This is a genomic window from Enterococcus sp. DIV0187, from assembly GCF_051713785.1.
Lineage (GTDB): Bacteria > Bacillota > Bacilli > Lactobacillales > Enterococcaceae > Enterococcus_A > Enterococcus_A avium.
On sequence record NZ_JBIOQO010000001.1, the window covers coordinates 3,179,197 to 3,203,868 of the forward strand.

General features: G+C 37.9%; 18 protein-coding genes. 14 read left to right on the forward strand and 4 right to left on the reverse strand.

Going from position 1 to position 24,672, the window contains the following annotated elements; genetic code table 11:
- Nucleotides 1–81 precede the first annotated feature (81 nt).
- The 8 genes from IGI52_RS15555 (at nt 82) to IGI52_RS15590 (ending at nt 13,934) form a co-directional block, all read left to right on the forward strand.
- A complete protein-coding gene (locus IGI52_RS15555; RefSeq protein ID WP_438781673.1) occupies nt 82–1,878 on the forward strand; it encodes a SpaH/EbpB family LPXTG-anchored major pilin in 1,797 nt (598 codons plus the stop codon).
- 143 nt (nt 1,879–2,021) lie between these two features.
- On the forward strand, nt 2,022–6,728 hold the full coding sequence (locus IGI52_RS15560) for a SpaA isopeptide-forming pilin-related protein (protein WP_438781674.1): 4,707 nt from the start codon (nt 2,022–2,024) through the stop codon (nt 6,726–6,728).
- A 2-nt stretch (nt 6,729–6,730) separates the two neighbouring features.
- On the forward strand, nt 6,731–7,450 hold the full coding sequence (locus tag IGI52_RS15565; protein WP_438781675.1) for a pilin N-terminal domain-containing protein: 720 nt from the start codon (nt 6,731–6,733) through the stop codon (nt 7,448–7,450).
- A gap of 72 nt (nt 7,451–7,522) precedes the next feature.
- The gene (locus IGI52_RS15570) at nt 7,523–9,280 is read left to right on the forward strand and encodes a class C sortase (protein ID WP_438781676.1); all 1,758 of its coding nucleotides are present in this window, start codon (nt 7,523–7,525) and stop codon (nt 9,278–9,280) included.
- Between the two features lie 37 nt (nt 9,281–9,317).
- Nucleotides 9,318–11,459, forward strand: a complete 2,142-nt coding sequence (locus IGI52_RS15575) for a glucosaminidase domain-containing protein (RefSeq protein ID WP_438781677.1) — start codon at nt 9,318–9,320, stop codon at nt 11,457–11,459.
- A gap of 26 nt (nt 11,460–11,485) precedes the next feature.
- Nucleotides 11,486–12,061, forward strand: coding sequence for a signal peptidase I (lepB, locus tag IGI52_RS15580; protein ID WP_438781678.1), 576 nt, complete (start codon nt 11,486–11,488; stop codon nt 12,059–12,061).
- A 16-nt stretch (nt 12,062–12,077) separates the two neighbouring features.
- Nucleotides 12,078–12,818, forward strand: a complete 741-nt coding sequence (locus IGI52_RS15585) for a hypothetical protein (protein WP_438781679.1) — start codon at nt 12,078–12,080, stop codon at nt 12,816–12,818.
- An 18-nt stretch (nt 12,819–12,836) separates the two neighbouring features.
- Entirely contained in the window at nt 12,837–13,934 is a 1,098-nt protein-coding gene (locus IGI52_RS15590) for a hypothetical protein (RefSeq protein ID WP_438781680.1), read from the forward strand.
- 1,024 nt (nt 13,935–14,958) lie between these two features.
- Here the strand turns inward: IGI52_RS15590 and IGI52_RS15595 are convergent.
- Nucleotides 14,959–15,309 (reverse strand): hypothetical protein, encoded by a 351-nt coding sequence (locus tag IGI52_RS15595; RefSeq protein WP_438781681.1) that lies wholly within the window; start codon nt 15,307–15,309, stop codon nt 14,959–14,961.
- Nucleotides 15,310–15,517: 208 nt separating this feature from the next.
- Here IGI52_RS15595 and IGI52_RS15600 point away from each other — a divergent pair, with 208 nt between their 5' ends.
- From IGI52_RS15600 to IGI52_RS15610, 3 genes are all read left to right on the forward strand, one after another.
- Entirely contained in the window at nt 15,518–16,246 is a 729-nt protein-coding gene (locus IGI52_RS15600; protein WP_438781682.1) for a hypothetical protein, read from the forward strand.
- A complete protein-coding gene (locus IGI52_RS15605) occupies nt 16,246–17,799 on the forward strand; it encodes a hypothetical protein (protein ID WP_438781683.1) in 1,554 nt (517 codons plus the stop codon). The genes IGI52_RS15600 and IGI52_RS15605 overlap by 1 nt, the downstream gene beginning before the upstream one ends.
- 139 nt (nt 17,800–17,938) lie before the next feature.
- The gene (locus tag IGI52_RS15610) at nt 17,939–18,733 is read left to right on the forward strand and encodes a winged helix-turn-helix domain-containing protein (protein ID WP_438781684.1); all 795 of its coding nucleotides are present in this window, start codon (nt 17,939–17,941) and stop codon (nt 18,731–18,733) included.
- A gap of 196 nt (nt 18,734–18,929) precedes the next feature.
- Here IGI52_RS15610 and IGI52_RS15615 read toward each other — a convergent pair whose 3' ends face one another.
- The gene (locus tag IGI52_RS15615; protein WP_438781685.1) at nt 18,930–19,052 is read right to left on the reverse strand and encodes a hypothetical protein; all 123 of its coding nucleotides are present in this window, start codon (nt 19,050–19,052) and stop codon (nt 18,930–18,932) included.
- 184 nt (nt 19,053–19,236) lie between these two features.
- On the opposite strand from IGI52_RS15615, the gene IGI52_RS15620 reads away from it, so the two are divergent.
- The 3 genes from IGI52_RS15620 (at nt 19,237) to istB (ending at nt 22,796) form a co-directional block, all read left to right on the forward strand.
- A complete protein-coding gene (locus IGI52_RS15620; RefSeq protein ID WP_438781686.1) occupies nt 19,237–20,727 on the forward strand; it encodes a helix-turn-helix domain-containing protein in 1,491 nt (496 codons plus the stop codon).
- A 64-nt stretch (nt 20,728–20,791) separates the two neighbouring features.
- Nucleotides 20,792–22,018, forward strand: a complete 1,227-nt coding sequence (istA, locus tag IGI52_RS15625) for an IS21 family transposase (RefSeq protein WP_438781687.1) — start codon at nt 20,792–20,794, stop codon at nt 22,016–22,018.
- Between the two features lie 13 nt (nt 22,019–22,031).
- Nucleotides 22,032–22,796 (forward strand): IS21-like element helper ATPase IstB, encoded by a 765-nt coding sequence (istB, locus tag IGI52_RS15630; protein WP_438781688.1) that lies wholly within the window; start codon nt 22,032–22,034, stop codon nt 22,794–22,796.
- Nucleotides 22,797–22,893: 97 nt separating this feature from the next.
- Here the strand turns inward: istB and IGI52_RS15635 are convergent, their stop codons facing one another.
- Nucleotides 22,894–23,988: an ISL3 family transposase gene (locus tag IGI52_RS15635; protein WP_438781689.1), complete on the reverse strand. Its 1,095-nt coding sequence runs from the start codon at nt 23,986–23,988 to the stop codon at nt 22,894–22,896.
- Nucleotides 23,989–23,998: 10 nt separating this feature from the next.
- Entirely contained in the window at nt 23,999–24,430 is a 432-nt protein-coding gene (locus tag IGI52_RS15640; protein ID WP_438781690.1) for a transposase family protein, read from the reverse strand.
- Nucleotides 24,431–24,672: the final 242 nt, after the last annotated feature.

The following is a 24,672-nucleotide window of genomic DNA, read 5'->3' on the forward strand; positions in this document are numbered from 1 at the left end:
TAATAGACGGCAATCATATACCCATTCATTTTACCAGAGTATTTAATGAAGGACAAAAAGAATAGAGAAAAGGAGATTATTATGAACAAAAAATGGATAAGTAGAACAGCGACAAGTTTGGGATTGTTAACAATGGTTGGAGGAGTTGCAGTAAATTCAAGTATGTTAGTATATGCTGCACCACCGACACAAAATGTCAGTGGGAATCCGGTATCGGACAATACATCGAAACGTTCAATCACTATTTGGAAATATGAAATCAAAAGTTCTGCGGAATTGGGTGAACATGGAGATGGAGAAGGTCTAGATCCAGCAACAGCACCAGATTTAAGTGGTAAGACCTTAATGAAAGATGTTAATTTTGAAATTATTAAGGTAAAAGCTAAAGGGAACGCATCTTTAACTAATCCTTTAAAACAAGTAGAAGGAACTGATTGGGAAAAAGATACCGGATTTACTGCAATGACAGGAAAAACAGGTGCAGACGGTAAATTAACTTTTGAGGTAGGAACAGGAAAAGTTGGAGATGGTATTTACCTAGTACGAGAAATCAAAGATTCTGTGACGGGGGATTATACGTATACCGATGAGAATGGGGATACGAAGAAGATCAACAAGCCAATGGATCCATTCTTTGTACATTTACCGCAAACCAAACGGACCGATACAGGTAAATTGATCTATGATGTGCATGTGTATCCCAAAAATATCGTAACCGATACAGAGTTGGATAAAACGATCGAAGGCGGGAAAGGGTATTCGATCAAAGCTGGGAATAACTTCCAATGGGAGGCAACAACGAAACTACCAGCTGGATTGTACTTTAAAGCAGATAAAGACATGATCATCACAGATGTCGTTGATCCAGCGAATCATGCGAATAAATTACCGGACATCCATGTTTCGGCAGGAGACGAAGTTTATGCAAACTACTTTAAAGTAAGTGATACGCTTGATAAACGACTGTTATTACAAGATGTAGAAGTATGGGTGTTAGATAAGACAGGAGTACCTGTTCAATTGACGAATGGAATTGAATATGAAGTCAAATTAGATGGGACGACAATTCCTTCACCTAATAAAGTAGAAGATTTAACTGAAGTGGCCGATAAAGAAGTTGTTGTTAGCTTAACAGAAGCTGGAATGAAAAAAGTGACGGTTGACGAAGATACGCATTTAAAAGTGGTATATAAAGTAACCACAAATAAAGATTTTAATGGAACGATTGTGAATAAATATGATGTTGATTATTTGATCCCAGGGCAAGAGCCTGAAAGTGAAGAAAGTGAGAATAATCCAGAATACTACGATGGTGGATTAGATATCAAAAAGACAGATGAAGCGAAAACAGATTTACCTGGTGCAGAATTCCATATTGCAACAAGCGAGGCCAATGCGAATGCGAAGAAGTACCTAGCATCAGATGGAAAGTCGTATGAATTAAAAGATGATGGTACCACAGATCCAGTAATGCCAAATGGTGTAAGTTTCTTAACTGCTACCTCAGATTCAGATGGGAAAGCAGAGTTCAACGGGTTAGAACTGAACTGGTTTACTGATACCAATGGTGATGGCAAACAAGATCCAAGTATTCCAGGTGAAGGAACATGGGCACCTGCGGATATTGAAAAGGACTATTGGGTAGTGGAAACAAAAGCACCAAGTGGGTATGAATTGCTTAAAGACCCAGTGAAAGTAACCGTAACATTAGATACAGCATCAGATACTGATGTAGAAGTAGAGGTTGTCAATAGAAAGAAAACAGACCTGCCATTTACAGGGGGAACAGGGATGACAGTGATGATTGTGATTGCATTAGGAGCGATTACAGTAGGTACTGCAACTATGGCGATTGAAAAGAAACGTCGTCAAGCATAGAGCTGTGAAAAAACGAGTAAGTAACTACTAAATATTGCGTGTGAGGGATTGGCGGAAACGCCTCTCCTTCCCGTTTGTATGAAAAAAATGAGTGGTTATGGAATGAATGTCTTGTTGGAGACAATGGAAAGGAACGGAAGACGATGAGAAAAATGAAACAATTTAATTACATGATTCCACTCCTTCTTCCTATCGCATTGATAATAGGAGTTCTTTTCTTCTATTACTATGGGAAAGAGCTAAATGCATCAACACCTGATGCAATAGTCAGTGTTACAGTAGGAAATAAAGCAGTACCCAACAATTCGTTGACAACAGATCAAGAAACAGTAGAACTAACTTTAAAAGCAAAAGAAAATGACATAATAGCGATTCCATATGATGAGACGGTGTCTATCAAACCTCTAGATGAGGAAGGAAAAGAAACGAATTATCCTCAACTTATGGCTTCAGATTTTAAGAAGAGTGACGCCATCAACTACTTTGACGAGCGTATTTCATTACAAGAAGAAATGACTAGTAAAGAAGCGAGTGAGGAGACAACTGAAGAATCCTCGATCAAATTATCGAAAGAACTCGAAGAGGCACATACACGCCTCCCTTACTATCAAGTGAATAAAACTGAAAGCAAAGGTCATTTCTATTTTGAGTTGGAGAAAGATCAAACGCAACGAGTTCAGATTACCCGATCGACAAAAAAGGAACAGACCGTAAATATACAATCTGTAAAAGACAGCAGTCGTTCGCAGATTTTGGTGACTTTTCAAGCATTGAAAGAACCATTGAAACAAGTGGAGCAACCAATATTGCCGGAAGAATTGGAAGAAGTGGAAGAAGCGAAGTTATCGGAACCAGAACAGCCACAACCGGCAACTGAAGGTTCCCCCGTGGTAGAAGAAGTGGGAGAACAGCTTGCGAACGAGTCAGGAACGGTTGATCCGAAAGCCGTTAGTAAGGATACGCCCTTTAAGGTCGATGTAGATGTTGGAAAGACGACGGGATTAGCCCCATTTGATACAGCAAATGGTCCTGGTTTTGACAAAAGTGCAGATGATGACATTGTTCGGACGTGGGATTTAGTTAGCTATCGTGTCAATCTTGGGATTTCCAATATTGATGATAAGTATGCGTCCCTTCGTATCCGGCTAGATAGTGAATTGCCGGATGCTTGGCGTAGAGACAGTGCGAATCAATCGCGTCAAACGGCGGAAATAGCGAATGGCACGGTGACAGATACAGCTTCCGGGGTAAAAAAATCTACGCGAAGTAGCTGGGTGACGTTGGAAAAAGCAACTGGGCAGGCGTATTTCACGGAAACGATTGAAACATTTGGTGGTGTGAATGGGGACCTGTTAAAGCCGAAATTTAAAGTTACGATAGAAAGTGCGAAATTAAAAAATGGGAGTACAGAAACGATCAACCAAGTGATAGATGGCAGCGTTGATCCCCACTTGAATGATACGGTACAAATTAGTGCAAAACCGTTCGTAGATATAAAGTTAGCATGGACACCGAGCAAAATAGGGCGCTTTGAAAAAGTGGCTGGAACACCCGAGAGACCGAACACCATAGTCACTAATGTGGCGTCTTATGCACAAATCAAGCCGTTACCTGAACATATGGGCGGTAAATTTTTGGGTACTATTAAAGGTTCGACCTATCCAGTTGGTGGAATTGAGTATGAAATTACTCAAAAGCAGATCTATAACGCAAATAGTGCAAGCAAAGAATTAAAGATAGGCGTAGAGAACGACCCTGTTCAGGCGATGTTTTATGATGGGTTGAATGCTTGGGAGCCAAATACTATTAAAATGGCGAATGGGTATGAGAAATATCAAAGTACGTTTATGCCTCTTAGTAGGCAGGGACTAGCAGCACCTGTGGGGTATACGAGACGAACCTATCCGCCAACACAATCGGATTCAATTCACATTGGAATATTTGATACAGGGAATCCTACTGCAGAGAATATCAGTTCCAGTCATGCACTAAAAGTGATCAACAAGGATTACCAACCAGCGAGTGTTGGGAGAAATAAATGGTTATTGAGTGGACCTAAAATGGGCAGCAATGATGAGCCATTTTCAGTGATTGCGATGCAAGTTACTTTGCCTACGGATTACTTGGAAGCACAAGCAGGGACTGGTGCGCTGTCAGTCAGTTTGGACTATGTTTTGTCCGTTTCAAAAGTGAAATATGAAGGGAAAGAACAAGCTCTTTCGTCCAGTTTACGAATAAATTGGAATAAAGAATGGCCGGGCAATGCAAAAACATATTCTTGTTTTCAAAATGCAGCTGGGAGGGGCTTAAGCAGTGGACCAGTAAGCAATAGGGATTATGCGAGTATGGGAGATGGAATGACGACAAAGGGAAATAAACTTCGTGGCGCTGTTTATGCCTCAGTTACTGATGGAAGGGCAGATACAGGGGTATTGTATGGAAGATGGAATAGCAATAGTTTTCCGTACGATGATTCAAGAGGGATCACGCATACGTCAAATGGAGTGAAATTCAGGAAGGACTATTTTGGTGTAGGTTTAGCTACGCCAGATTTGTCAGTCCGTACACCCAGTCAAATTGAAGCCGCGTATACGTGGTATGCCACACCAGCAGAAGCCAAGAAGCATGGAAAGATCGCTGCGATAAAAAGTGAGTTTGATGTGGTCGATCCTTCAGGATACGTACTTCCGCGGACGTTCGTTCCGTTAGCCGCTACTGGAATCATTGGGGCAGAAGATTCTTCTGGAAATCCGAATGCACTTTTAACAAATGTTTTTATGTATTCAAAAGGAGCCCTGATCAGATCGTATCCCAGTAATCATGCGGATTTGATTTATAAGCCAACCAAATATTCGAATGCCGGAATCATCACTAGTTCGCAAGCGCCCAAACAAAATTGGGCGGATACATTATATATCGCACCTATGACCATTCGACCAACGATTACGACCAACAAATCAACGTATTCGCCAGATGAGACCGTGCAGTGGATAGTAGATGGCAAGGTAGAGAGTGGTTCGGAAAATAACCATAAGGTTCAGTTTGAAGTGACGATTCCCAAAGAGACGGAGTATATAGTGGGAACCGCAAAAGATTATCGAGGCACCTCTTTGTCAGATCCCTCCACTATTGTAGAAAATAGTGATGGCACGAAAACCTTAACATGGGTTTTAGACTATATGGCAGTCGGAAGTACCTACAATCCAAAGGTTACGTTTGGGACGTCTATTGTTGCCTCAAAATTGACTTTTGTGAATAATGTGGCCAATTTGAATGGAAAAGTAGTGTCCGAATTATGGCTAGAAAGTGATGAAAGTAATCGAGACACTTCAACTAAAGAGCAACGAACGGCTTCTAAAGACATTATAGTAACGAATTCTGGTGTTATTGTCGTCGATAAAACGGTGGATAAACCATTTATTGAAAGTGGCAATGAGCGTGATCCAGCAAAACCGGCAGACACGCATCCTACCGATTTTACGTATACGGTTTCTTTTAAAAATCATTCGGCAATTCCGATGCAGAATGTCCGTGTATTGGATGTTTTGCCCTACAACGGGGATCAACGAGGGACCACTTATCAAGGGACGTATTCACTGACTCAAGCAAAGCAGTTGTCTGGTACACAGGGGACGATTTGGTATACAAACAATTTTGTAGCGGCAAACATCGATCCCAATGCGATTGTTTTGAGTGCTGGCTGGTATAAGCTAGGTTCCGATATGTCTGTCTTGAAAAATGCGAAAGCGATTATGGCTGTCTATGATGAACTAGAACAAGGGAAAGATATGGCTATTTCATTGACATTGCGACCGTCAGGTCAAAAAGCAGGAGACAAGTATATTAATGCCCCTTCTTTAAATTCTCATCTGAATAAGTTTGTTCAAGGAGTGCCAAGTGGTGTTCGTGTTTATGGTCGTGATTTATCCGGTGTGGCATGGTACGACGATAAGTTGGACGGCTTGATTGGAACGAAACCTTCGGGAGCGCCTGAAGAATGGGCCAAAGACATTCCCGTGAAGTTGTATCGTTCGAGTCTAGAAGTGCCAACGTACAAAAACAACCTAGTGAAAGAAAGTTTGACGGGAGAAAAATTCATCGATGCCTCCGGAAATTCTTTGAAAAAGACGGATACCAATGGGAAATACCTATTTGAGAATTTGCCAGAAGGAGACTATATTGTCGAGTTTATCATTGGGAATAAAGTCATTCAGCGAGAAGTGAGAGTCACTAAGAAATTAGTGGGTAGCGATCCGAAACTGAATTCAAAAGCAGACCAAGACTCGTATAAAACAGAGGCATTTAATCAACCAATTTTAAGCGAAGTAGCTGGTTCTGGAGCGACGGATGCGAAGCATCATGTGACAGATGTTAACCTTGGATTAATTCGTCCATCGACTATTCGACTCTTTAAATATGCGACGGGAACGGCAATCGATGCCAACAAAGATGGGCATTTATCCGATGTTGAAAAGGCAACCGGGACGCCATTGAAAGGCGCGGAGTTCGAGGTATACGAAGGGAACGCGTCCACGCCGTTTGTTACAGATACAACTGATGGTAGTGGTAATTTGAGTTTCGTCAAATTATTCCCAGGGGAACATACATTAATTGAAACGAAGGCGCCAGATGGATATGAACTAATCAAATCACCAATTAAGGTGACAATCACTGAAGGGAATCAAACCATTCAACTATATGAAGAAGATGATAAGAAAACGGAATTGCCATTTACGGGTGGAACAGGTCCGATGTTTATTATTGTTATGATTGTGAGTGTGATGGGGATACTGGGAATGGGAGGTCTTTATTGGTACTATAGGCAACCTAGCAGGAAGGGAGAAGGATAACAATGAAACGAATGGTCACGATAGGTTTTAGCCTTCTTCTGCTAGGAATCCTCACGGCCTGGACCGATATGAGTATTGCGGCAGAAACAACCGATAGTTATTCGATTTCGGTTGTGAAATATAAACTGGAAGACCCAGAGGTTCTGACCAATCAATTGCCTTTGGATGGGACAAAAGCTGGGGAAATTAAAGATTCGCAAGGGAATCAGCTGGATCCATTAGCCGGGATTTCTTATGAAGTTACACGGGTATCTCTGGTTCAAGGGACGACCGAGTTTGAACCTGTAATTGGGGAATCAGCTTATTCTACAACAGTAACAACGAATGAATTTGGATTGGCTCAAGTGACCAATTTAGCCCAAGGAACCTATCGCGTTGTAGAAAAAGACCATGAATTACTTAAAGAAACAATGGGGCCAGTGATTTTGGAACTCCCATTACCTCAGCGAACTGGAGAAGTGCTATCAGAAGTGTACCTGTATCCAAAGTCGAGCGTTGTTACAAAAGAGGCCCCAAAGGATGATTCGTCCACTACTAGTAATGGAAAACTATCTAGTACGAATTCCACTAACGGAAACAGCGCTTCGGCTAGAACTGATCGGTTACCGCAAACTAGCGGAAATATTGGGTCGTATCATTCGTTACTGCTCGTTTTAAGCTTCATTCTTGTTATGACTTTAATTGGGTTTAGAGTTATGAAAACGAAGAAGTTTGATTTTTGATGAGAAAAAGTAACTCGAGATTCAAGAGTTACTTTTTCTTTTGCAAATTTTTGATTAGAAGGATGACGATTCATGAAGAAAAAAGCGAACAACAAACACAGTAAATGGATTATGAGCTTTGCCATTTTTATGATTGTTGCCGGTGTCGCAGTGTTAATGTATCCGATCGTTGGGAACTATTTGGCAAATCGTGAACGAAGTGCAGCGAGTATATCTTATGATGACTCATTGAAAAAAATGTCGACAAAAAAAAAGAAAGAACAATACGAAGTCGCCAAAATCTATAATACATACATATTCAATAAGCAACAAGGCCATAGTGCTGAGCCAATGGTCTATAAAAATATCCTCAAGAATGATTCGGGAGTTATGGGAACGATTGATATTCCAGGAATTGATATCGAACAAATGCCCTTTTTTCACGGCACATCCTTTAAAACGCTTGATAAAGGGTTGGGACATTTAGAAGAAAGCTCAATCCCGATAGGGGGTAAAAATACACGGGCTATTATTACTGGTCATAGCGGAGTTCAAAACCAAGTCTTGTTTACCGATGTGAAAAACTTAGAAGAAGGAGATATCTTCTATATTAATATTTTGGGGAAACGGTTGGCGTATCAAATCGAATCTTTTGAGGAAATCTTACCTAGTGAAGCCGAAAAAGTAAAAATCGTACCAGGAAAGGATATCGTGACACTCTTAACATGTACACCGCCAGGGATTAATACCTATCGGTTATTGGTGAATGGTCGTCGTATTCCTTATAAAGATGCTCAGAAACAAAAAGTTAATAAGCGAAATTTATGGAGTTATCAGAACGTTGTGTTAGCGACCATTCTTATAAACCTACTCTTGTTCATCATTTTAGTGACAATCTATCGTTTCCATATCAAGCGATTTCGTTCGGATGATCCGTTGATTGTAAACAAAGCACGGAAACATCTGCGCCGTTTATTCAGGATAACGAAACTCTATTTTGTGTTGATTTTTGTAGCAATGATGACAGTATTAGCAGTAGCTGCTTATGGTTATGTGCAAATGCAGGAAGATACATCTTTAGGTGCGGTTGATGTTGGTCAAAATGAATATTTAAGTACGTTCAATTTAGACAAAGTTAATCGGGCAAATTATGCAGAGAAACAAATTGCGAGTGTCAACGTTGCGAATTACGCGGAAGCTCGCGGGAATAGTTTTGAAACCACTAATAATTGGGGAATTGGAAAATTGAATATCCCAAAGGTTGATGTTGATCTGCCTATTTTAGCTGGAATCGCTAATCAGAACCTTTTGACAGGGGCAGCGACCTATCGGGTGGATCAACAACTGGGAAAAGGTAACTATGTTTTATTAGCACACAATATTTTTGAAACTGATGTGCTCCTTCATCGTATCAAACAATTGAAGCTTGGTGATAAGATTTATGCCACAGATTTTAAGGATATTTATACGTATGATGTATCGGTGAATAAAGTCATTGAGGAAACCGAAGTTTCTTATATTGATGCTAAAGCAGAAGATGAGAAGCAGACGTTAACCTTACTTAGATGTGAGGGAGATGTCGGGACAATCTATCGGCGCTTGGTTCAAGGAAAATTATCAAATGTTCAACCTATTAATCGGGCAAGTAAGCAAAGATTGAAGCAATTAGGAATTAAATCGAATGGACAGAAGATATCCTCGAGCAAGATTTTAAACAAGCGAAGAGTTTCTCCGTTTCAACAATTTGCAATGTTAATCGCAGCGAAGTTCGTCTCGGAACCACTACAAACAATGGTTCCGATGTTTCTCTTCTTTTTATTACCCATTCTGTTCTTTAGTCTTATTCGTTAGGAATGATTTAGTTCAATTCAGGAAGGAATTTTAATTCATGAAAAAGATAGTGATAGGAATTTGTGGGTTTCTCGTTTTCATTGGTGGACTAGCTGGTACACGCAGTGGAGTGTTGAAAGCAGGCGAACGAATTGAGGAATCTTCATTAATGGTAGAGACTAATACCGTTGAGAGTGCAATTTCTGTACCAGAGAGTGTAGAGATATCGACGGACAAAGGAGGGATCCCGATTGAAGCGCAGCCGGAAGTGCATGGGGAAGGAGAAACAGAATTATCGGTGCCTACTGTTAGTTCAGAGCTAACAACTGAATCTTCTTCGGAGTCTACTCCAGTTGAAAATAGTACAGATTCGACGACAAGCTCATCGAGTTCAAGTACATCAACTAGTCACACTAGCTCTAATAGTTCATCGAATAGTTTAACATCAAGTGACGCGAAATCGGGCAGCTCAACTAAACCAAGTACGACATTTCCTAGTAGTTCGGTATCACTCTCATCGTCTACAAGCCAAAGTAATGAAGAGCTGACACAACCAGTGATTTCGGAAACGCCGGTTGTTGTACCAAGTACACCAACCGTGGGGATGCCAATAACACCTGTAGGACCAAGTGTTCAAGCCAACTCCTTTGTTGCTTCAATTGCACCGGAGGCTTTTTCGGAAAGGAGTACATTGAGTTTACCGAGTGAGTTGAAAGCAACTGAAGTGGCACTCTCAGATTTGAAAGGATTTGAATTACCGTTATTGAGTAGTTTTAAAGACAAGGCTCAGGCGGCGTTGATTTATGAAGGAGTCAAACAGGTAGGGACAGAACAAAAGGCGAATTACGATGCGAAACAATTAGCAACAGAGTTGTATAGGAATATAGCTGGTTTGGAACTTACTGATAACTTAAAAAAATTACAGAAAGAAATTCATATTGGCAGTCTCGTGTATCGGGAAGAAAAGGAGAATCATATTTTGCTAGGAATCTACATCGGGGATGGGTACTACTTGACGGTTGATGATGTGGAAATTGGAGCAGATGAGAGTGAACTATCTAATGTAAAAGAAAGTGGTCCAACTGAAGATACTACTGAGGAATTGGAAGAAAAAGTAGAAAAAAATAGACAACGAGAAATTGTTGTGGAAGCAATTGATTTAGAAGAAGATCTTTTGATTCAAGAATTACCAAAAATGAATTTGACTAAATATGGCGAACAGGTTTTAGCAGAATACCCAGCTTCTATGAATTTTACTGAGAATGAAGTGGCAAAGAATTTTATTAAGAAAATCGCAAAAGATGCACAGAAATTGGGGCAAGAATATGATGTTTTTGCATCCGTAATGATTGCGCAAGCGTTATTAGAAAGTGGCTCGGGGACAAGTACCTTATCGCAGGTTCCAAATCATAATTTATTTGGAATCAAAGGAACCTACCAAGGTCAGTCGATTTCAATGGCGACGCAAGAGGATCGTGGTAATGGCGAGTTATATTCTATCAATTCTGCTTTCCGAAAATATCCAAATTACACAGCTTCGTTAGGTGATTACGTGGAACTGTTACGAGGCGGTATCTCAGGTAATGATGCGTACTACAAAAATACTTGGCGATCCACAGCTAAGAATTATCTGCGCACAACGAGCGCATTAACTGGAACTTATGCGACGGATACTACCTATGGACGGAAATTAAATTCGATTATTGCCTTATATCATTTAACTCAGTATGACCAAGTTAAAATAACCGGTAGTCACTCAGGTATTTTCATAAAAGGTAAAGAAGACATTCCAGTAGAATATCGTAACCGTATGAAATATCCGGATTATAATGGCGTGGACTACAATCGTTCGGGGTCTTATCCTGTTGGTCAATGTACTTGGTACGCATTCAATCGAGTGAAGCAACTAGGCAAAAACGTGGATGACTATATGGGAAATGGAGGAGAATGGGCAACCAAAGGCAATGCATTAGGCTATGAAGTGAGTCAGAAACCGAAAGTTGGTTGGTTGATTTCCTTTAAACCTGGCGTGGCTGGTTCTGATCCACGCTATGGACATGTGGCCTTTGTTGAAGCGGTCCGGCCAGAGGGGATTCTGATTTCCGAAGGAAATGTTTATGGTGGAACCGTTATTTCTTATCGTGTCATTGATCAGTCATTGGCTAATTCCGATCAAGTGTCGTATATCAAAGCAAAGTAAGAATTCAAAAAGGAGCATCGTAAGTTATGGCAACCGTTCGGTCGCGAAAAACAAAAAAAGAAGCGCACCCTCCACAGCGCTCGCTTACAAAAAGTCTTGTGTTGACAATTTTAACCCTTTCAGTATTCGTCGTGTTGTATTTTTCAGGTCAGCTTGTACGAAGAGAATATAGTTTTCATCCGATTTCGGGAAGTTCGATGGCTCCGACATTATCGGAAAAAGACATGGTTTTAGTTAAAAAGCGAGACCTGATTAATCGGTATGATGTTATTGCTTTTTCAATCAAAGGAGAGGATGGGAAATTTGTGAAACGTGTGATTGGTATGCCAGGTGATACGTTGTTTATTCAAAATGATCGGATGATTCTAAATATTGGTGAACATGGAAAATTTGAAACAACGTATACTTTTCAACTTTCGCCTGCGGTTTCCGAAGAGGTTCAAGCACTAAACAAAATCCCAAAGGATTTCTATTTTACGATCGGTGATCACGTTGATGTGTCGAAAGATAGTCGAACGTTTGGTTTTGTACCTAAATCATTAATTGAAGGCAAGGTACAATTTCAAATGCCTAGTATTATACATTCTAAAGAAGAAAAGTAATGGAGGGGAAATACTTATGGCGATTGTTCATTGGATCAGCGTGGCCTTGATTATCGTAGTATTGGTGATCTGGTTTCAACGGATAGCTATTAAATTGCAGTTTGATCGCATAAAATTACCGAAGAATATGCCTTTGTCGTTTCAACGGAAATTGGAGTATGTCAAACAAGTGGAACAAAGCAAACATGTTTCAGCCCTTTTGATTGTGGTCTTTTTTATGACGATGGGCTTATTATTAGTGACGTTTAGTTTGTTTCAATTAGACCATCAGTTAGTACTGAGCGTCAATCAAACAAATCAGTTAAAAGATGAATTGTATTTAGTTAAAAAAGAACAAAAACAATTGCTTACCAAAATGCCAATCAAAAGTTATCCCAAAGGTGGACTCGGATTAACTGAGTACCCTTGGGAGGAACTTTTCTCAGAAGAAAACCGTGAAAAACAATACAAATTGGAAAGCGATCTGTCTGCTAGGGTGAATCCATATTTGGGGTTATCTAATACGTTGATTGTATTGGACGTTCCAACACAAACCTTAAATATAGCATTGGCTGGAGGTTCTGGGAGCGAAGATAATCAAAAGCAAATTAAGGAAAATATCAAATCCTTTGCCAAAGAGGCAGAGGGGATATCTAAGTTGACTCAAATCACCTTTCAAATGAATTTGATGAATGATAAAGAACAGAAAAAAATGTATAGTTGCACATTTTCTCGTGAAAGTGAAAATGAAGAATTTATATTAATTCAAGAAGAATAAAGAAAGTGAGGAAATATTATGAGTGCGCAGTCAAAGAAGCCAGGTGGTTGGTTTTTCAACAAAAATATTATTGATGAGATTAATTCCATTCCAGAAGAAGTTATTCGAACAGAAGAAACAGAGCCAATTTTAGTGGATCTAGAAAAGAGAGCACCGAAAGTCACTGAGGAAATAAAGCAACAGAGTTTTGCTGCAAAGGAACAAGCATTAGAACAGTTAAAAAGAGAAACTGAAGCAGAAAAAAGTCGACTGATAAAAGAAAACGACAAATATAAGCAAGCATTATTACGTTCTGGAGAAGAAAAGGCTGAAAATCGCCGACGTATTCAAGAATTAGAGAGTGAACTTCGCCGAAATCGCAAAGAAATTCAACGCCTTCAAGAAAATAAAGAATATGATCATCTAAAAGGAGAAATCCATCAGTTAGAAACCGAAAACGCGACATTGAAAGAAGCATTGTCAGAATTACGTACAGTGGAGGGGGAATTAAAAGAAGCGCAACAACAGTACCATGAATTGATCATGCAACAAAAAGACGAAGAGGTACAACGGCAGGATGCCATACACGAACGTGAAGATCAACTCGCGCAAGTTCAGGAATTGTTGATAGAAAAAGATGAACAAGTGGAGCAATTAGATCAGATAGTTCTTGAAAAAGATCATGCACTTCAAGAAAAAGACCACTTGATTCAAAAACTGCTCGACGAGCAGCGAGATCAAACCGTTGAAGGAGAAGTTGTTTCTGACCTTCAACATCAGTTAATGATGATTCAAAAAGAAAATGAGCACTTAAAACAAGAGGCGAGTCATTCCCAACAAGAAATTGGGGAGGTCTTAATTTCTGCAAGAAAACAAGCAAATCGAATGCTTGAAAAAGCGAAACTAGAAGCAAAACGAATGATTGAACAATCAGAAAATGAAATACAAACAATTCAAGAACGTGCAAAAGAGATTTCTTTTGAAGTAGATGAATCGCGTCAAACTATCTTGAGTATCTATGATGAATTAAAACAGCGAGTAAATCAATTGGTTCAAGAACCTCCGCTAAGTGAGGAAGTAGACAATGGCAGATATAATTTTTCTAATCTTTCGGCGTTGTCACAAAAAGATAGATAAGAAAACAGAAGATTGCAACCATAGTGGAGACAAAGAGGAATACCGTACTTCTTCTTTGATTTCTACTTTGTACATAGAGATACGAATGATGTACTTACAACTCTTAGGAGAAGAATTAAAAAGGTCTGTTTATTAGTGAGCAAGAGTAACCTCGGAAACTAAAAGACAAAAAAGGCATAGCGGTGTGGGAAATAGGAAATGCTCTCGTTTTTTCAAAAAGTTTTTCGAAAGTAGACGCACTCAAATAAGCCTCATGTAAAGTGTTTTTTTTACGAATGAAGGAACGTATATTGAGCCTTTAAATGGATAGCCATTCCAGCTGTCAGTAATGCCAAATAATATTGTTTTTTCCTCTAGCTTTTGAGTATTCAAGTTGATGGTCAAGTAAAAGTTGTTTATTTAATCGTTCACAGCTGGATCGTTCGTTATGGAGCTTTGTCCATTTTTTGTATTTCGTGGTACTTTTGTGAACAGTCTAGGATCGTTTGCTGGCTGAGTCAGCTAAAAAGTAACGAATCTTACGAGTGGGATCATTCGTCCGCAATACTCAATTCCGATAGACAAACAAGTGCTGAAATAGAATCATGTCGTTTGGCCTCTACTAAGCGAAAATATAGAGGAAGATCTGTTTGTTTTTTTCTCATAAGTAGCGAGTAGAAAAGTACTATATCCATAAAAATACTGCTCTTTGTGACTGTTCCAGCCCCAGCTAGCTAAGGGATCTGAATAGTTACGTGCACAAGTACAACGATAAATCCCTTTTGACTGACAGGAACAGACTTTTCTACCCTGTGAGTAGGCACCTATTACCAGACATGTCCATCGCCCGAAAGGGTGAGTACTGGATGTAATAAGCCGATTTGTGTAGAAAAAGAAAGCGAAACAGCTTGAAAAATTTGTTGGATGATTTTCTCTGGTCGATTCGGACAAAGTTCTTTTTTTCGAGCGATTTCAGCGATCTTGTAGGTTGAATTCTTCTTTTTATTAGGTAGTTTTTGTCTTTTCTTCAGTTTTGTCTTGGGTTTTAGCAAAACAGGACGGAGTTGATTTTTCTCGTTAATGGGAATGGTACGAGCGATAAAGTCGTGAAAGGATGCAATACTAGGAATTTCTTGTTTAGAATTCCTGCAATCAAGTGAAACATGGGGCTGATTTTTAACATGTGTGGAAGCTGATTGAGTGTCAGCTTCCGATTCGCTGCGCGACCAGTATGAGAATACAAAGGACTGATAATTTCAATCACAGGATCTAGATTAAGTAATTGAAATTGTTGAAAAGAGAGTGTATATTCCTCCTGAAATTCCAACGGAATTTTCTTGAGAGCATTTTGTGTAAACATTAAATATTCAGAATGTGTTTGCCAATGTCCAAACATAGTTTGACCGCCTCTATCAAGTAAGATACAGATCATTCATCTGTTCCTGTTGATTATGGAGGTAGTTTTGAAAAGTCAAGTATTTTATTAAAATTTATGCAATTTATGGGGAGAAAATGAAATTTTTGATTACTTATTATCCCTTTAGATTAAAGAAAAACAGAGTTTCCGAGGAAGCTCTGAGCAAGGACGAGGTGGAGGAAAAGAAGTGAGGGAATTTCTTATCAGTGGTTTGATCGTTATAGGGCTGATAGTTATGGGGCTAATCTATCGATTTATTGTTCATTATCGATTACATCAAATTTCAACCAACCAAACCTCGCGTCTTTTTCGAACGAAATTGACGCAATTCAAACAAAAAGAATTACAGAAAAGTATGGTCACTTTTGGCGTAGCACTGCTCAGTGTCGTTATACTACTAATGATTGCTATGATTCAACTGACGCAATTAGAAATACGTGTACAAGGAGTAACGACTCATACTAAAGAGTTAAGGGGGAACATTCTCAAACTGAAGAGGAAAAGTAGTTCTTCTGTTAGTCAATTGAAAGACTATCCGTCAAAAGGATTAGCTCTCGAATCCCGATTGAAGTACACAGAACAAACGCTTGCAGAAAAAGAAGCAACGGAGAGAAAATTAGCGACATACTTATGCCCCTATATTAGTGAAGCGCAATGGGTGTTGTCTTCTGGGAGTGACGCAGACTCATTAACGGCAACTATCATGGGGAGAGTGGAAGCGACAGGCTCTGATCTTGTCATTCTTGGAAAGAATCTGACTGCACTGATGAGAGAAATTGAGGGGATCCCATCAATCATAGAAGTTCATATCAGTATTGTTGATAATGAAGAAAGAAGTATTTATAAAGGAACTTATCTTCGAAATGATACAGGATATTTTACATTTCGATCAGAATTGCGGAAAGGAAACGGGTAATGGTAAAAAAGAACAACTGGTTTTTTAATAAGAATCTAATGGAAGAAATTAATGAATTTACGAATGATGAAATTGAACAAGAAGCATTCGTGCTTGAGGATCAAACGAAAAAAATTTCACATTTAATTGGACAACTGGAGCATGCACAGCAACGACAGGAGGATTTTCAGACGGATAACCGACGGTTATCACAAGAGTTGGAAGAATTAAAGATCGCACAAGATAAGCTGATTCAAACACAACAAGTTCAACAAACAGAATACGAGAATGAGAAACAAGCCTATGAACAAGAAGTTCAAGCATTAAAAGAACAACTGGAAACTCAAAAACAACTTTTTATGAAAAAAACGGAAGGCAACAAGGAAAAAGAGCAAAGAATTCAAGTGTTAACGACCTCTGTTGCTGAGAAACAAAAAAGGATTGATGAACAATACTCAGAGATTCAAGCGTTGAATGAACAATTGGAGCGGTTGCATTTAGAGAAAACACAACCTAAACAAGCGTATAAAGATTTGGAAGCAGCTTATGAGAAAAAAGAAAAGGAAAGACTTAAAGTAGAGCAACAACTGAAAGAATTGAAAAAACAGCATTTACAGGTTGTTCAACAATACACAGAGGCGATTCAGCAAGTGAATCAGTTGAATGATGAACGTGCGGAATTGAGAAATCAAATGAAACAGAAAGTAATTGAACACAACCAATTAGAGGAGCGAGTAATAGTTATGGGAGAGATCAAAAAGGAGAACCTGCAATTGGATCAAGAAAGGGAAGTATTGAAAAAAAATTTCAATGAAGAAACAGAAGCGTTGAATGAAAAATTGAAGCTGGCCCAAGAAGAGATCAATCGCTTAGAAGAAGAATTGCATCAAGTATCTGATTCCAAGGAACTTTTAGAAAAGAATACGTTATTAGAGAGACAGTTAACAGAAAAAGAGACTCAAATAACCGAATTAAAAGAACGTCTTGAAAGAGTGAAAGAAACAAATGAAAATGAAGAACTTCCACAAGAGGAAGTATCTATTGAGCAGGATGAAGTGGTAGAAAACTTAACGAACCAGGTTGAGAAGTTGACTCAAGAGCAACAAAAGATACACATGGAGAAAGCTGAGATTTCTCGACGGTTACAAATGACTGAAGAGGTTCTTCAGCAAAAGAATCAACAGCTGCATCAATTTGAGGAATTGCTTGTTAAAAAGACAAATGATGCTGGTTGCGAATCAGAAGCTTTTTCACGAGCACAAACTCAAATTGATGATTTAAAGAAACAAAACGAAGCGTTAAAACAAGAGGTTGTCCAATCACAATTGGAGATTGGAGAAGTTTTGTTTACAGCAAAGAAACAGGCCAATCGAACGGTCGAGGAGGCTCAAACGGAAGCAAAATACATGATAGACGCGGCGGAATTAGAAGTAGAGAGCATTAGCAATCGTGCTCGTAAAATTCTGATGGAAGTTTCTGAATCAAAGGAGACAGTCATAGCTATCTATGAAGACTTAGAGAAAAAAGTTGAACAATTGACAAAAGGAACGATTATTCTTGAAAACCAGAATTAGGACACTCTAAGTGAGGTCTCGTCTAGTATTTAGAACGATGATCTGAGCAAAAATGTCCGGAACTATTAGAAGAGTTCCGATGTTAAGAATAGATTTTCAAAATAATTTATGACAAATAAAAGAGGAATGGAATGATAGTATGAGTCAAGTCTTGATTTTAACTAAAAATATTTTAGCAGAGAAAGAGATTCAGCAGAAGATTCAAACATTAAATTATGAGGTTTATTGTTCTTCAAAATTGTTTAGTATATGTCTACAACAACTAGAAGGAAACGAATTTTTGAACTTTTTCCAATATATCATTTTGAGTGAAAGCATTTGCGAGTCAGAAGTGAGTGTATTGGTTCCGTTTTTAAAAAAATATTCTATCAAAATCATTCGAAAGGTAGAAACATTTCCGACGAGTATGGAACAAAGTTATTTGGAAGATGCCAAACTTCATGCAATTATTTCAACAAGTGAAACAAATGATGAATTAAGGGAATGTTTGTATCAGTTGGAAAGACCAAATGTAGAACATAGAACATTCACACACCATGGGAATCGAGGGAATGAACAATTTTATAGAAGGGGGCCACTGGTAGATTCGACAATACTAACAGATAAGATGACTGATGAAAAGAAGATACAACTTATGGAAGTGGTATATCGATTATCTCAAATAGAAATAAAAATACTAACCATTTTACTAGAGTCTGAGAATCAGATTGTAGACCGAGGGGAATTGTGTAGAAAGATATGGAACGATGGAGTGACGAAGTCACATTTAGCATCATTATCTAGTATGGTTTCGCGGATTAAGTCGAAATTTGAAGATACATCGATTGGTGGTTCTGCGATACATACGATGTGGGGAAAAGGTTATCGGATGGAGCCCAAGTTATCTTATGAAATAAAAAATGACGCTCAATTATATAAAAACTTTCAAAGTTAAGCGATTCGAGAATGAACCCGTGTGTCACTCTAGGACGCGCAAGGAATACCAGCTCGTCTTCTTTGATCGCCGCAAAATAGTGAACGGACTCTGGCAAACTACGCAGAAAATCATGGTCAGCCAAATGCGGTATCACAACCAATCCATTGGATAGGAAAATGGCCTTCTTCAATCGTTTGTGTGATCATTTCACTAGCTAACTGATTTTTAGATTTGAATCGACTGGAGTCACAACTGGTATTTTATACTTCAATCGTTGTTGTTTGAAGTCCTCTGAAAACCATTTCTGAAACGAAGTTTCTGTATTATACTTATCCATTGCTTTTAGTCCTTTTTATTGGTCTTGGATAAGTCACCCGAGAACAGTATAAAGGATTTTTTTGTGCATGGATAGCTTCCTAACATGGTTGTAACACTAGTAATATTAAAGAATTGTGTTAGTTGGGGTTTTTAAAACACTAATTTTTTTATGCAAAGAAATTTTATAGTAAGGATGATTTTTTTTGTTTGGATTAGATTATCAAACTCTTTTGAAGAGAGATATTATTGAAAGACTTGATTCAGTTGATTATCCAATTTCTATAGAAGAATTAAAGGAACAATTGGGATATAGTAATTCGGTTACTATTCTTAAAATGTTGAAGGAGCTATCGCAACTTGTGACTGATGTATATGCCAATTCTGAGTATTCTATAGAATTGATAACTGTAAAAAGAGGAGTATTTCAATTAAAGAGGCAAGGATCAAATTTACAGGATATTTTTCATGCAATTTTCACAAGAGACTTTGCCTACAAATTATTGTCTTCGTTGATTGAAAAACGAACACTGTCTAGCATCGAGATATGTAATGAATGGGGTCTGAGTCAGTCAACACTACAAAGAAGGGTGCGATTAATTAATAAAAAGATTAAGGCGTATAGTGTGTATGTTTCATGTGCAGAAAAAATTCAGTTTAAATCGAATGAATTAAATATTCGGATTTTTTCTTATGTATTTCTCTGGAGTACCAACAGACAAATTTCGAAGGTGTCGTGGATTGAAAATAAATCAAAATATCTAGATTTGTCGAAGAGTGTAATGAGTTATTTAGGGATGCTATTTGATCCATTTAAAATAGAAATTTTAGCTTTCTGGGTTTTTATTTATTCTAATGCAATTTTAAAAAAGAAAGAACTTTCTCTGAATTATGAGCAAATTTCAATTTTGAAAGATTTCTCTATACCAAAAAGACCGATTGAATTTAATTCTTGGTCAGGTATAGAATGGGAAATGTTCGTATTAACGTTATATAATTCTGATATTTATGATTTTGATTTAAGCATAGTGGAAATGCCACATTCTTCTGTTTTAAAGAGTATTAATGGGTACTCTTCTACTTTTTTAGATTGTTTTGTAATGCAATTCTCATCGTTAAATTCTAAAAAGCAGAAGGAATTTAATTTATTATTTACAAAATCTGCTTTGTCTTCCTATTTTTCTGAATATAGTATTGATTACACAGGAAATACGGCACATGTTGTTAATTTTGCTGAGTTTAGCAAGGACTATCCAAATTATTGGACCAGATTTAAAAGAGCTTGGGCATGTTTTATCGATAAAAAAAGAGAAAGTAAACATCTAATTACCTATGAAAGCGTAGCTCTTTCATTATGTTTATCTATCTTTCCATTGAATAAATTTTCGCTACATCCACTGGAATTACAAATGTTTATTTCATCAGATATTTCAATTTCTTATGAGCGCTATCTAGAGGAGATGATTAAAGAAAAATTTCAAAATAAATACAAAATAAAATTTACAAAGAATTTTTTGGAAGCACAGATCGTTGTAACAACAATTGCAAATGAACAAACCTCGCTGCCCATTAACCAGCAGCTGGTTATCATTAGTCCTCGAATGAAAAAAGATGACTATTTATTGTTGGAAAAATCCTTAAGTTCAGTAACCAAGATGTTAACGGACACGATAAGATGTAGGAAAATGGGCAAATAGAAATGTAGGTTTTCGCTCCATTTTGATACGCTTTTCTCACAACAATTCATAGGAGGATTGTAAAGTGAGAAAAGATATCTACGAAGGAGTGTTATTACACATTATGAGTGAAACAAAACCCAATTATGCGGCATTGGCTAGACAATTTAACTGCGATTATCGTACCGTTAAACGTTATTATGATGCTGGAATTAGTAAAGAACTTCCCAGTCTTGGAAAAAGGAATCAGAACAAGAAAACTCTAATTGATGATTACGAAGCAATTATCATTGATAAACTCTCGTTAGGCTGTTCCTCTACAGCGATTTATCATTTTATTTCTAAAAAGGGATATTCCGGCAGCGAAAGGACGATTCGCCGATATTGCAGAAATATCCGTGAGGATAAGATTGAAAAAGCAACGATCAGAATTGAAACGACTCCTGGATTGTCTGCTCAAGTTGATTGGAAAGAAGATATCAAGTTAGTGCTAAAAACAGGGGAAGTCGTCACCTGTAATATTTTTCTCTATATCCTAGGTTATTCAAGAATGAAATACTTAGAAGTTACCTTTGATCGTTCTCAAAAAACGTTATTCCAGTGCTTGAATCAAGCATTTTATGAAACTGGAGGTATCCCTCAAGAAATTTGGTTTGACAATATGAAGACGGTTGTTAATCGCAGTAAAAGTCAATTTACTAAAGTCGTTTTTAACGAGACGTTTAGACAATATAGTAAAGATGCCGGATTTAAACCCATAGCCTGTCGGCCCTTTCGGCCCCAGACAAAAGGCAAAGTTGAAGCGTTGGCTAGAACAATGGATCGATTAAAAGTCTATAACTACGAACTAGACGATAAATTCGAGTTCTGTAGTGAAGTTACGCTTTTAATGGATCAGCTAAACTACGAAGAAATATCGCAAGCTACCTATGAACGACCAGTCGATCGATGGTCCATTGAAAAACCAAAACTAAAACCTTACGATTATGAACAATTATCAGGTTATTGTGCAGAGGATCAACTGATTTTACGAAAAGTTTCGATGGAATCGATGGTTCAACACAAAAACAAGAAATATTCCGTTCCTATCAATTACATTGGTCAAAATGTTCTCTTAGAAGAAGATGGCGGTTACTTAACTATCTACCATAATGGCAACCTTATCAGAGAACACTTGATAAGCGAAAAACGACTCAATTATGAACGAGAAGACTATGTTCAAATTCTTCAATCAGATGTATTCAAACATCTGAAAGATGATGAATTAGAGCGCTTCGTAGATGAAAATTTGAAAGCTTATGACGAATTGTAATGGAGGAAGAAATATGTCGAACTATCATCAATTATTAAATCAACTAGAAGATCTAAATTTACACTACATTAGAGAATCCTTACCGGATTCGTTAGACACGATTGTCCAACAAGAACTAAGTTTTGTGGATGCCTTATTAACTTTAACCACTGCCGAATTGAGCAATCGAAAAAAGAAAAAAGATGAATTGCGGCTGCACAGAGCGCGGCTTCCTTTCAAAAAGAGAATTAATGACTTTGATTTTGGGTTTCAACCACAAATCATTAAAAGTGAAATCCTTGATCTCTGTTCCCTTAGGTTTATGGATACAGCAGATAGTATTCTATTTATTGGAAACAGTGGGGTTGGCAAAAGCCACCTCGCTATTTCCATAGCCTTAGAAGCGATCCAAAAAGAGTACTCTTGTCATTTCGTTCTTAGCAATGAGTTGATTTCAAAATTAGAGCGTGCGCACAAGAGAGGAACTTTAGAAAGTATGCTTAAGAAATATAGCAACTATGATTTATTGATTATCGATGAGATCGGCTATTTACCTTTCAATAAAGACGGAGCAAATCTTTTCTTCCAATTGATCAACCGTAGATATGAAAAGAAATCAACGATTATCACCACGAATAGTCCGCTATCTCAATGGGCAGAAATCTTTCAAAATAAGAAACTTACGAATGCGATCATCGATCGATTAATTCATCATTCAAAGATTATTCAGATTAATGGTCCCTCATATAGAATGAAGGATTATAAAGAAAATAAAGCAAAGGATTCCAACAAGAAATAGATCTATGGACCAAAAACCAACATTTTGGATGGCCGAAAACCAACATTTTCAAGTGGCCAAAAAACGACATTTAGCAGGTTCTTTCCTGACTATGGTGCTACAGTTCTGAAAGAATCATTTTTGTTCGTAAAGTCTCAAAAGAACAGCGACCAAACATAATTCGTTTAATCTTTTTCAATTTATTTACTTTTCCTTCGGCCAGTCCATTTGATAGTTCTGGATAGATCAGGGCATTTTCTATGGCATCTTTGTCTCGTTCCAGTCCATTGACGAATTTATTTAATTCCGAGTTTCTCAGTTCCCTAACTTGTTGAATCCATTGATCCAACTGCTCAAAGCTGCAATCAGACAAAATTTTTCGAAATTTCTGAACGAATTGGATAATAGTGACCAACAAAGGAGTGTTTTCAAGGACCGTTTTTGACACATTATCTAATTGACTCCAGTTTAAAGAATGTTCAAAAATAAGCCGATTGATTGGCCTTTTATGTACTTTGGTTCGTGACACATCAGTGTCTGTTTTAGCTAGGACTTGCTTGTAACTTCTTTGAAAGGTTTCGAAAGTACGGTCATAACCAGATTCGACCAAAATTTCGTAGACTTGCTTTAGCGTTGAGCAGACAGTCATTGCTTCAACCAACAGCTCTTTATACTGATCCAATCGGGTAAGTCTCTCTTTTCTCTGATGGTCATCCAATGTATTGATTGAACGGTCACAATACCGTTTGACTGTTCTGGGATCCAGAGAAAAATATCGACCAATTTTAGCGAAGGACCAACCTAATTGTCTTTTTTGACGAACCTGTTCTACTAAATTCTGTTTGACTTGCTGACTGATCGTGGGGGCTGTTCTTTCCATCGACGAAATCTTTTCATATTTTATTTGAATCTGACTAGGAATCAATGGTCGAATAGCTTGAAGGGCATGGTCGGTAAGTGATTTTAACACATGGAAACGATCGGCAATTTGTATGGCTTCAGGAAAAGCTTGAGAAATGGCATTTCGAAAAGCTATTGCGCCATCTCGTATGACAAAGGAAATGTCCTGAAAAACAGAAGACAGCCATTGAGTGACAGATTCTTGACTCCTTGAGGGAAATAAATCTATGACTTTCTTTGTTTGAAAGTCAACCAGAATACTGCCATAAGAGTGGCGCTTTCTTAAAGCAAAGTCATCCAAACAGACAATCATAGCTGGTTTATTATTGAAGATTTCGATTTTTTTTTAGAAGTTCGGCAATCGAACTTTTACTTGCTTGAATTCCTAATTGTTTCAAAGTGGCTGAAGCTTCAATCAGACTGGTATTAGTGACTACTTTTAAGATAACCTTTTCTAATCGTTTGGTCTTTTTGGATTGCGGTCTGACAAACTGTGTTTGTTGCGTAAATAGTTTTTGCGGACAGTCTTTGTTCTTGCAGAGAAACTTGCGGCATCTAATTTTCAGATAGACAGATTTCCCATTGATTGGCAAATCTTGGACCACTCGGTCATAATATGCGTGAACAAAAGATGAATTCTCTTTACATGTTGGACAATCGCATGTGTCATTTCTCAAACTACAGTGCATCAAGTAATAGTCATCTATTTTTTCCTCAGATTCGATTGTTAATTCTTCAATATCCAGTGTAGACATCTTAATCAAGACCTTTCATATGGTGTTAACTTGATTATACATCGAATTACCACCATAGTCAGGAAAGAACCATTTAGCAATGTCCGTTGACAACCAAGAGGCTAATTGTAAATTTGAGCCACCCAAAATTTTATTCGATAAAATAGCATTAATGTTGCAAAGATTTTCCATGTTAGAAACCTTGTTCTAAAGCTATTCATACACAAAAAAATCCATTATACTGCACTCGGATGATTTATCTA

Coding starts and splice junctions, on each gene's coding strand:
- IGI52_RS15575 (WP_438781677.1), top strand. CDS start 9,318: ATGAAAAAGATAGTGATAGGAATTTGTGGGTTTCTCGTTTTCATTGGT.
- IGI52_RS15610 (WP_438781684.1), top strand. CDS start 17,939: ATGAGTCAAGTCTTGATTTTAACTAAAAATATTTTAGCAGAGAAAGAG.
- IGI52_RS15615 (WP_438781685.1), bottom strand. CDS start 19,052: ATGGATAAGTATAATACAGAAACTTCGTTTCAGAAATGGTTTTCAGAG.
- IGI52_RS15590 (WP_438781680.1), top strand. CDS start 12,837: ATGAGTGCGCAGTCAAAGAAGCCAGGTGGTTGGTTTTTCAACAAAAAT.
- IGI52_RS15565 (WP_438781675.1), top strand. CDS start 6,731: ATGAAACGAATGGTCACGATAGGTTTTAGCCTTCTTCTGCTAGGAATC.
- IGI52_RS15560 (WP_438781674.1), top strand. CDS start 2,022: ATGAGAAAAATGAAACAATTTAATTACATGATTCCACTCCTTCTTCCT.
- IGI52_RS15570 (WP_438781676.1), top strand. CDS start 7,523: ATGAAGAAAAAAGCGAACAACAAACACAGTAAATGGATTATGAGCTTT.
- IGI52_RS15585 (WP_438781679.1), top strand. CDS start 12,078: ATGGCGATTGTTCATTGGATCAGCGTGGCCTTGATTATCGTAGTATTG.
- IGI52_RS15555 (WP_438781673.1), top strand. CDS start 82: ATGAACAAAAAATGGATAAGTAGAACAGCGACAAGTTTGGGATTGTTA.
- lepB (WP_438781678.1), top strand. CDS start 11,486: ATGGCAACCGTTCGGTCGCGAAAAACAAAAAAAGAAGCGCACCCTCCA.
- istB (WP_438781688.1), top strand. CDS start 22,032: ATGTCGAACTATCATCAATTATTAAATCAACTAGAAGATCTAAATTTA.
- IGI52_RS15605 (WP_438781683.1), top strand. CDS start 16,246: ATGGTAAAAAAGAACAACTGGTTTTTTAATAAGAATCTAATGGAAGAA.
- IGI52_RS15595 (WP_438781681.1), bottom strand. CDS start 15,309: ATGTTTGGACATTGGCAAACACATTCTGAATATTTAATGTTTACACAA.
- IGI52_RS15635 (WP_438781689.1), bottom strand. CDS start 23,988: ATGATTGTCTGTTTGGATGACTTTGCTTTAAGAAAGCGCCACTCTTAT.
- IGI52_RS15640 (WP_438781690.1), bottom strand. CDS start 24,430: ATGTCTACACTGGATATTGAAGAATTAACAATCGAATCTGAGGAAAAA.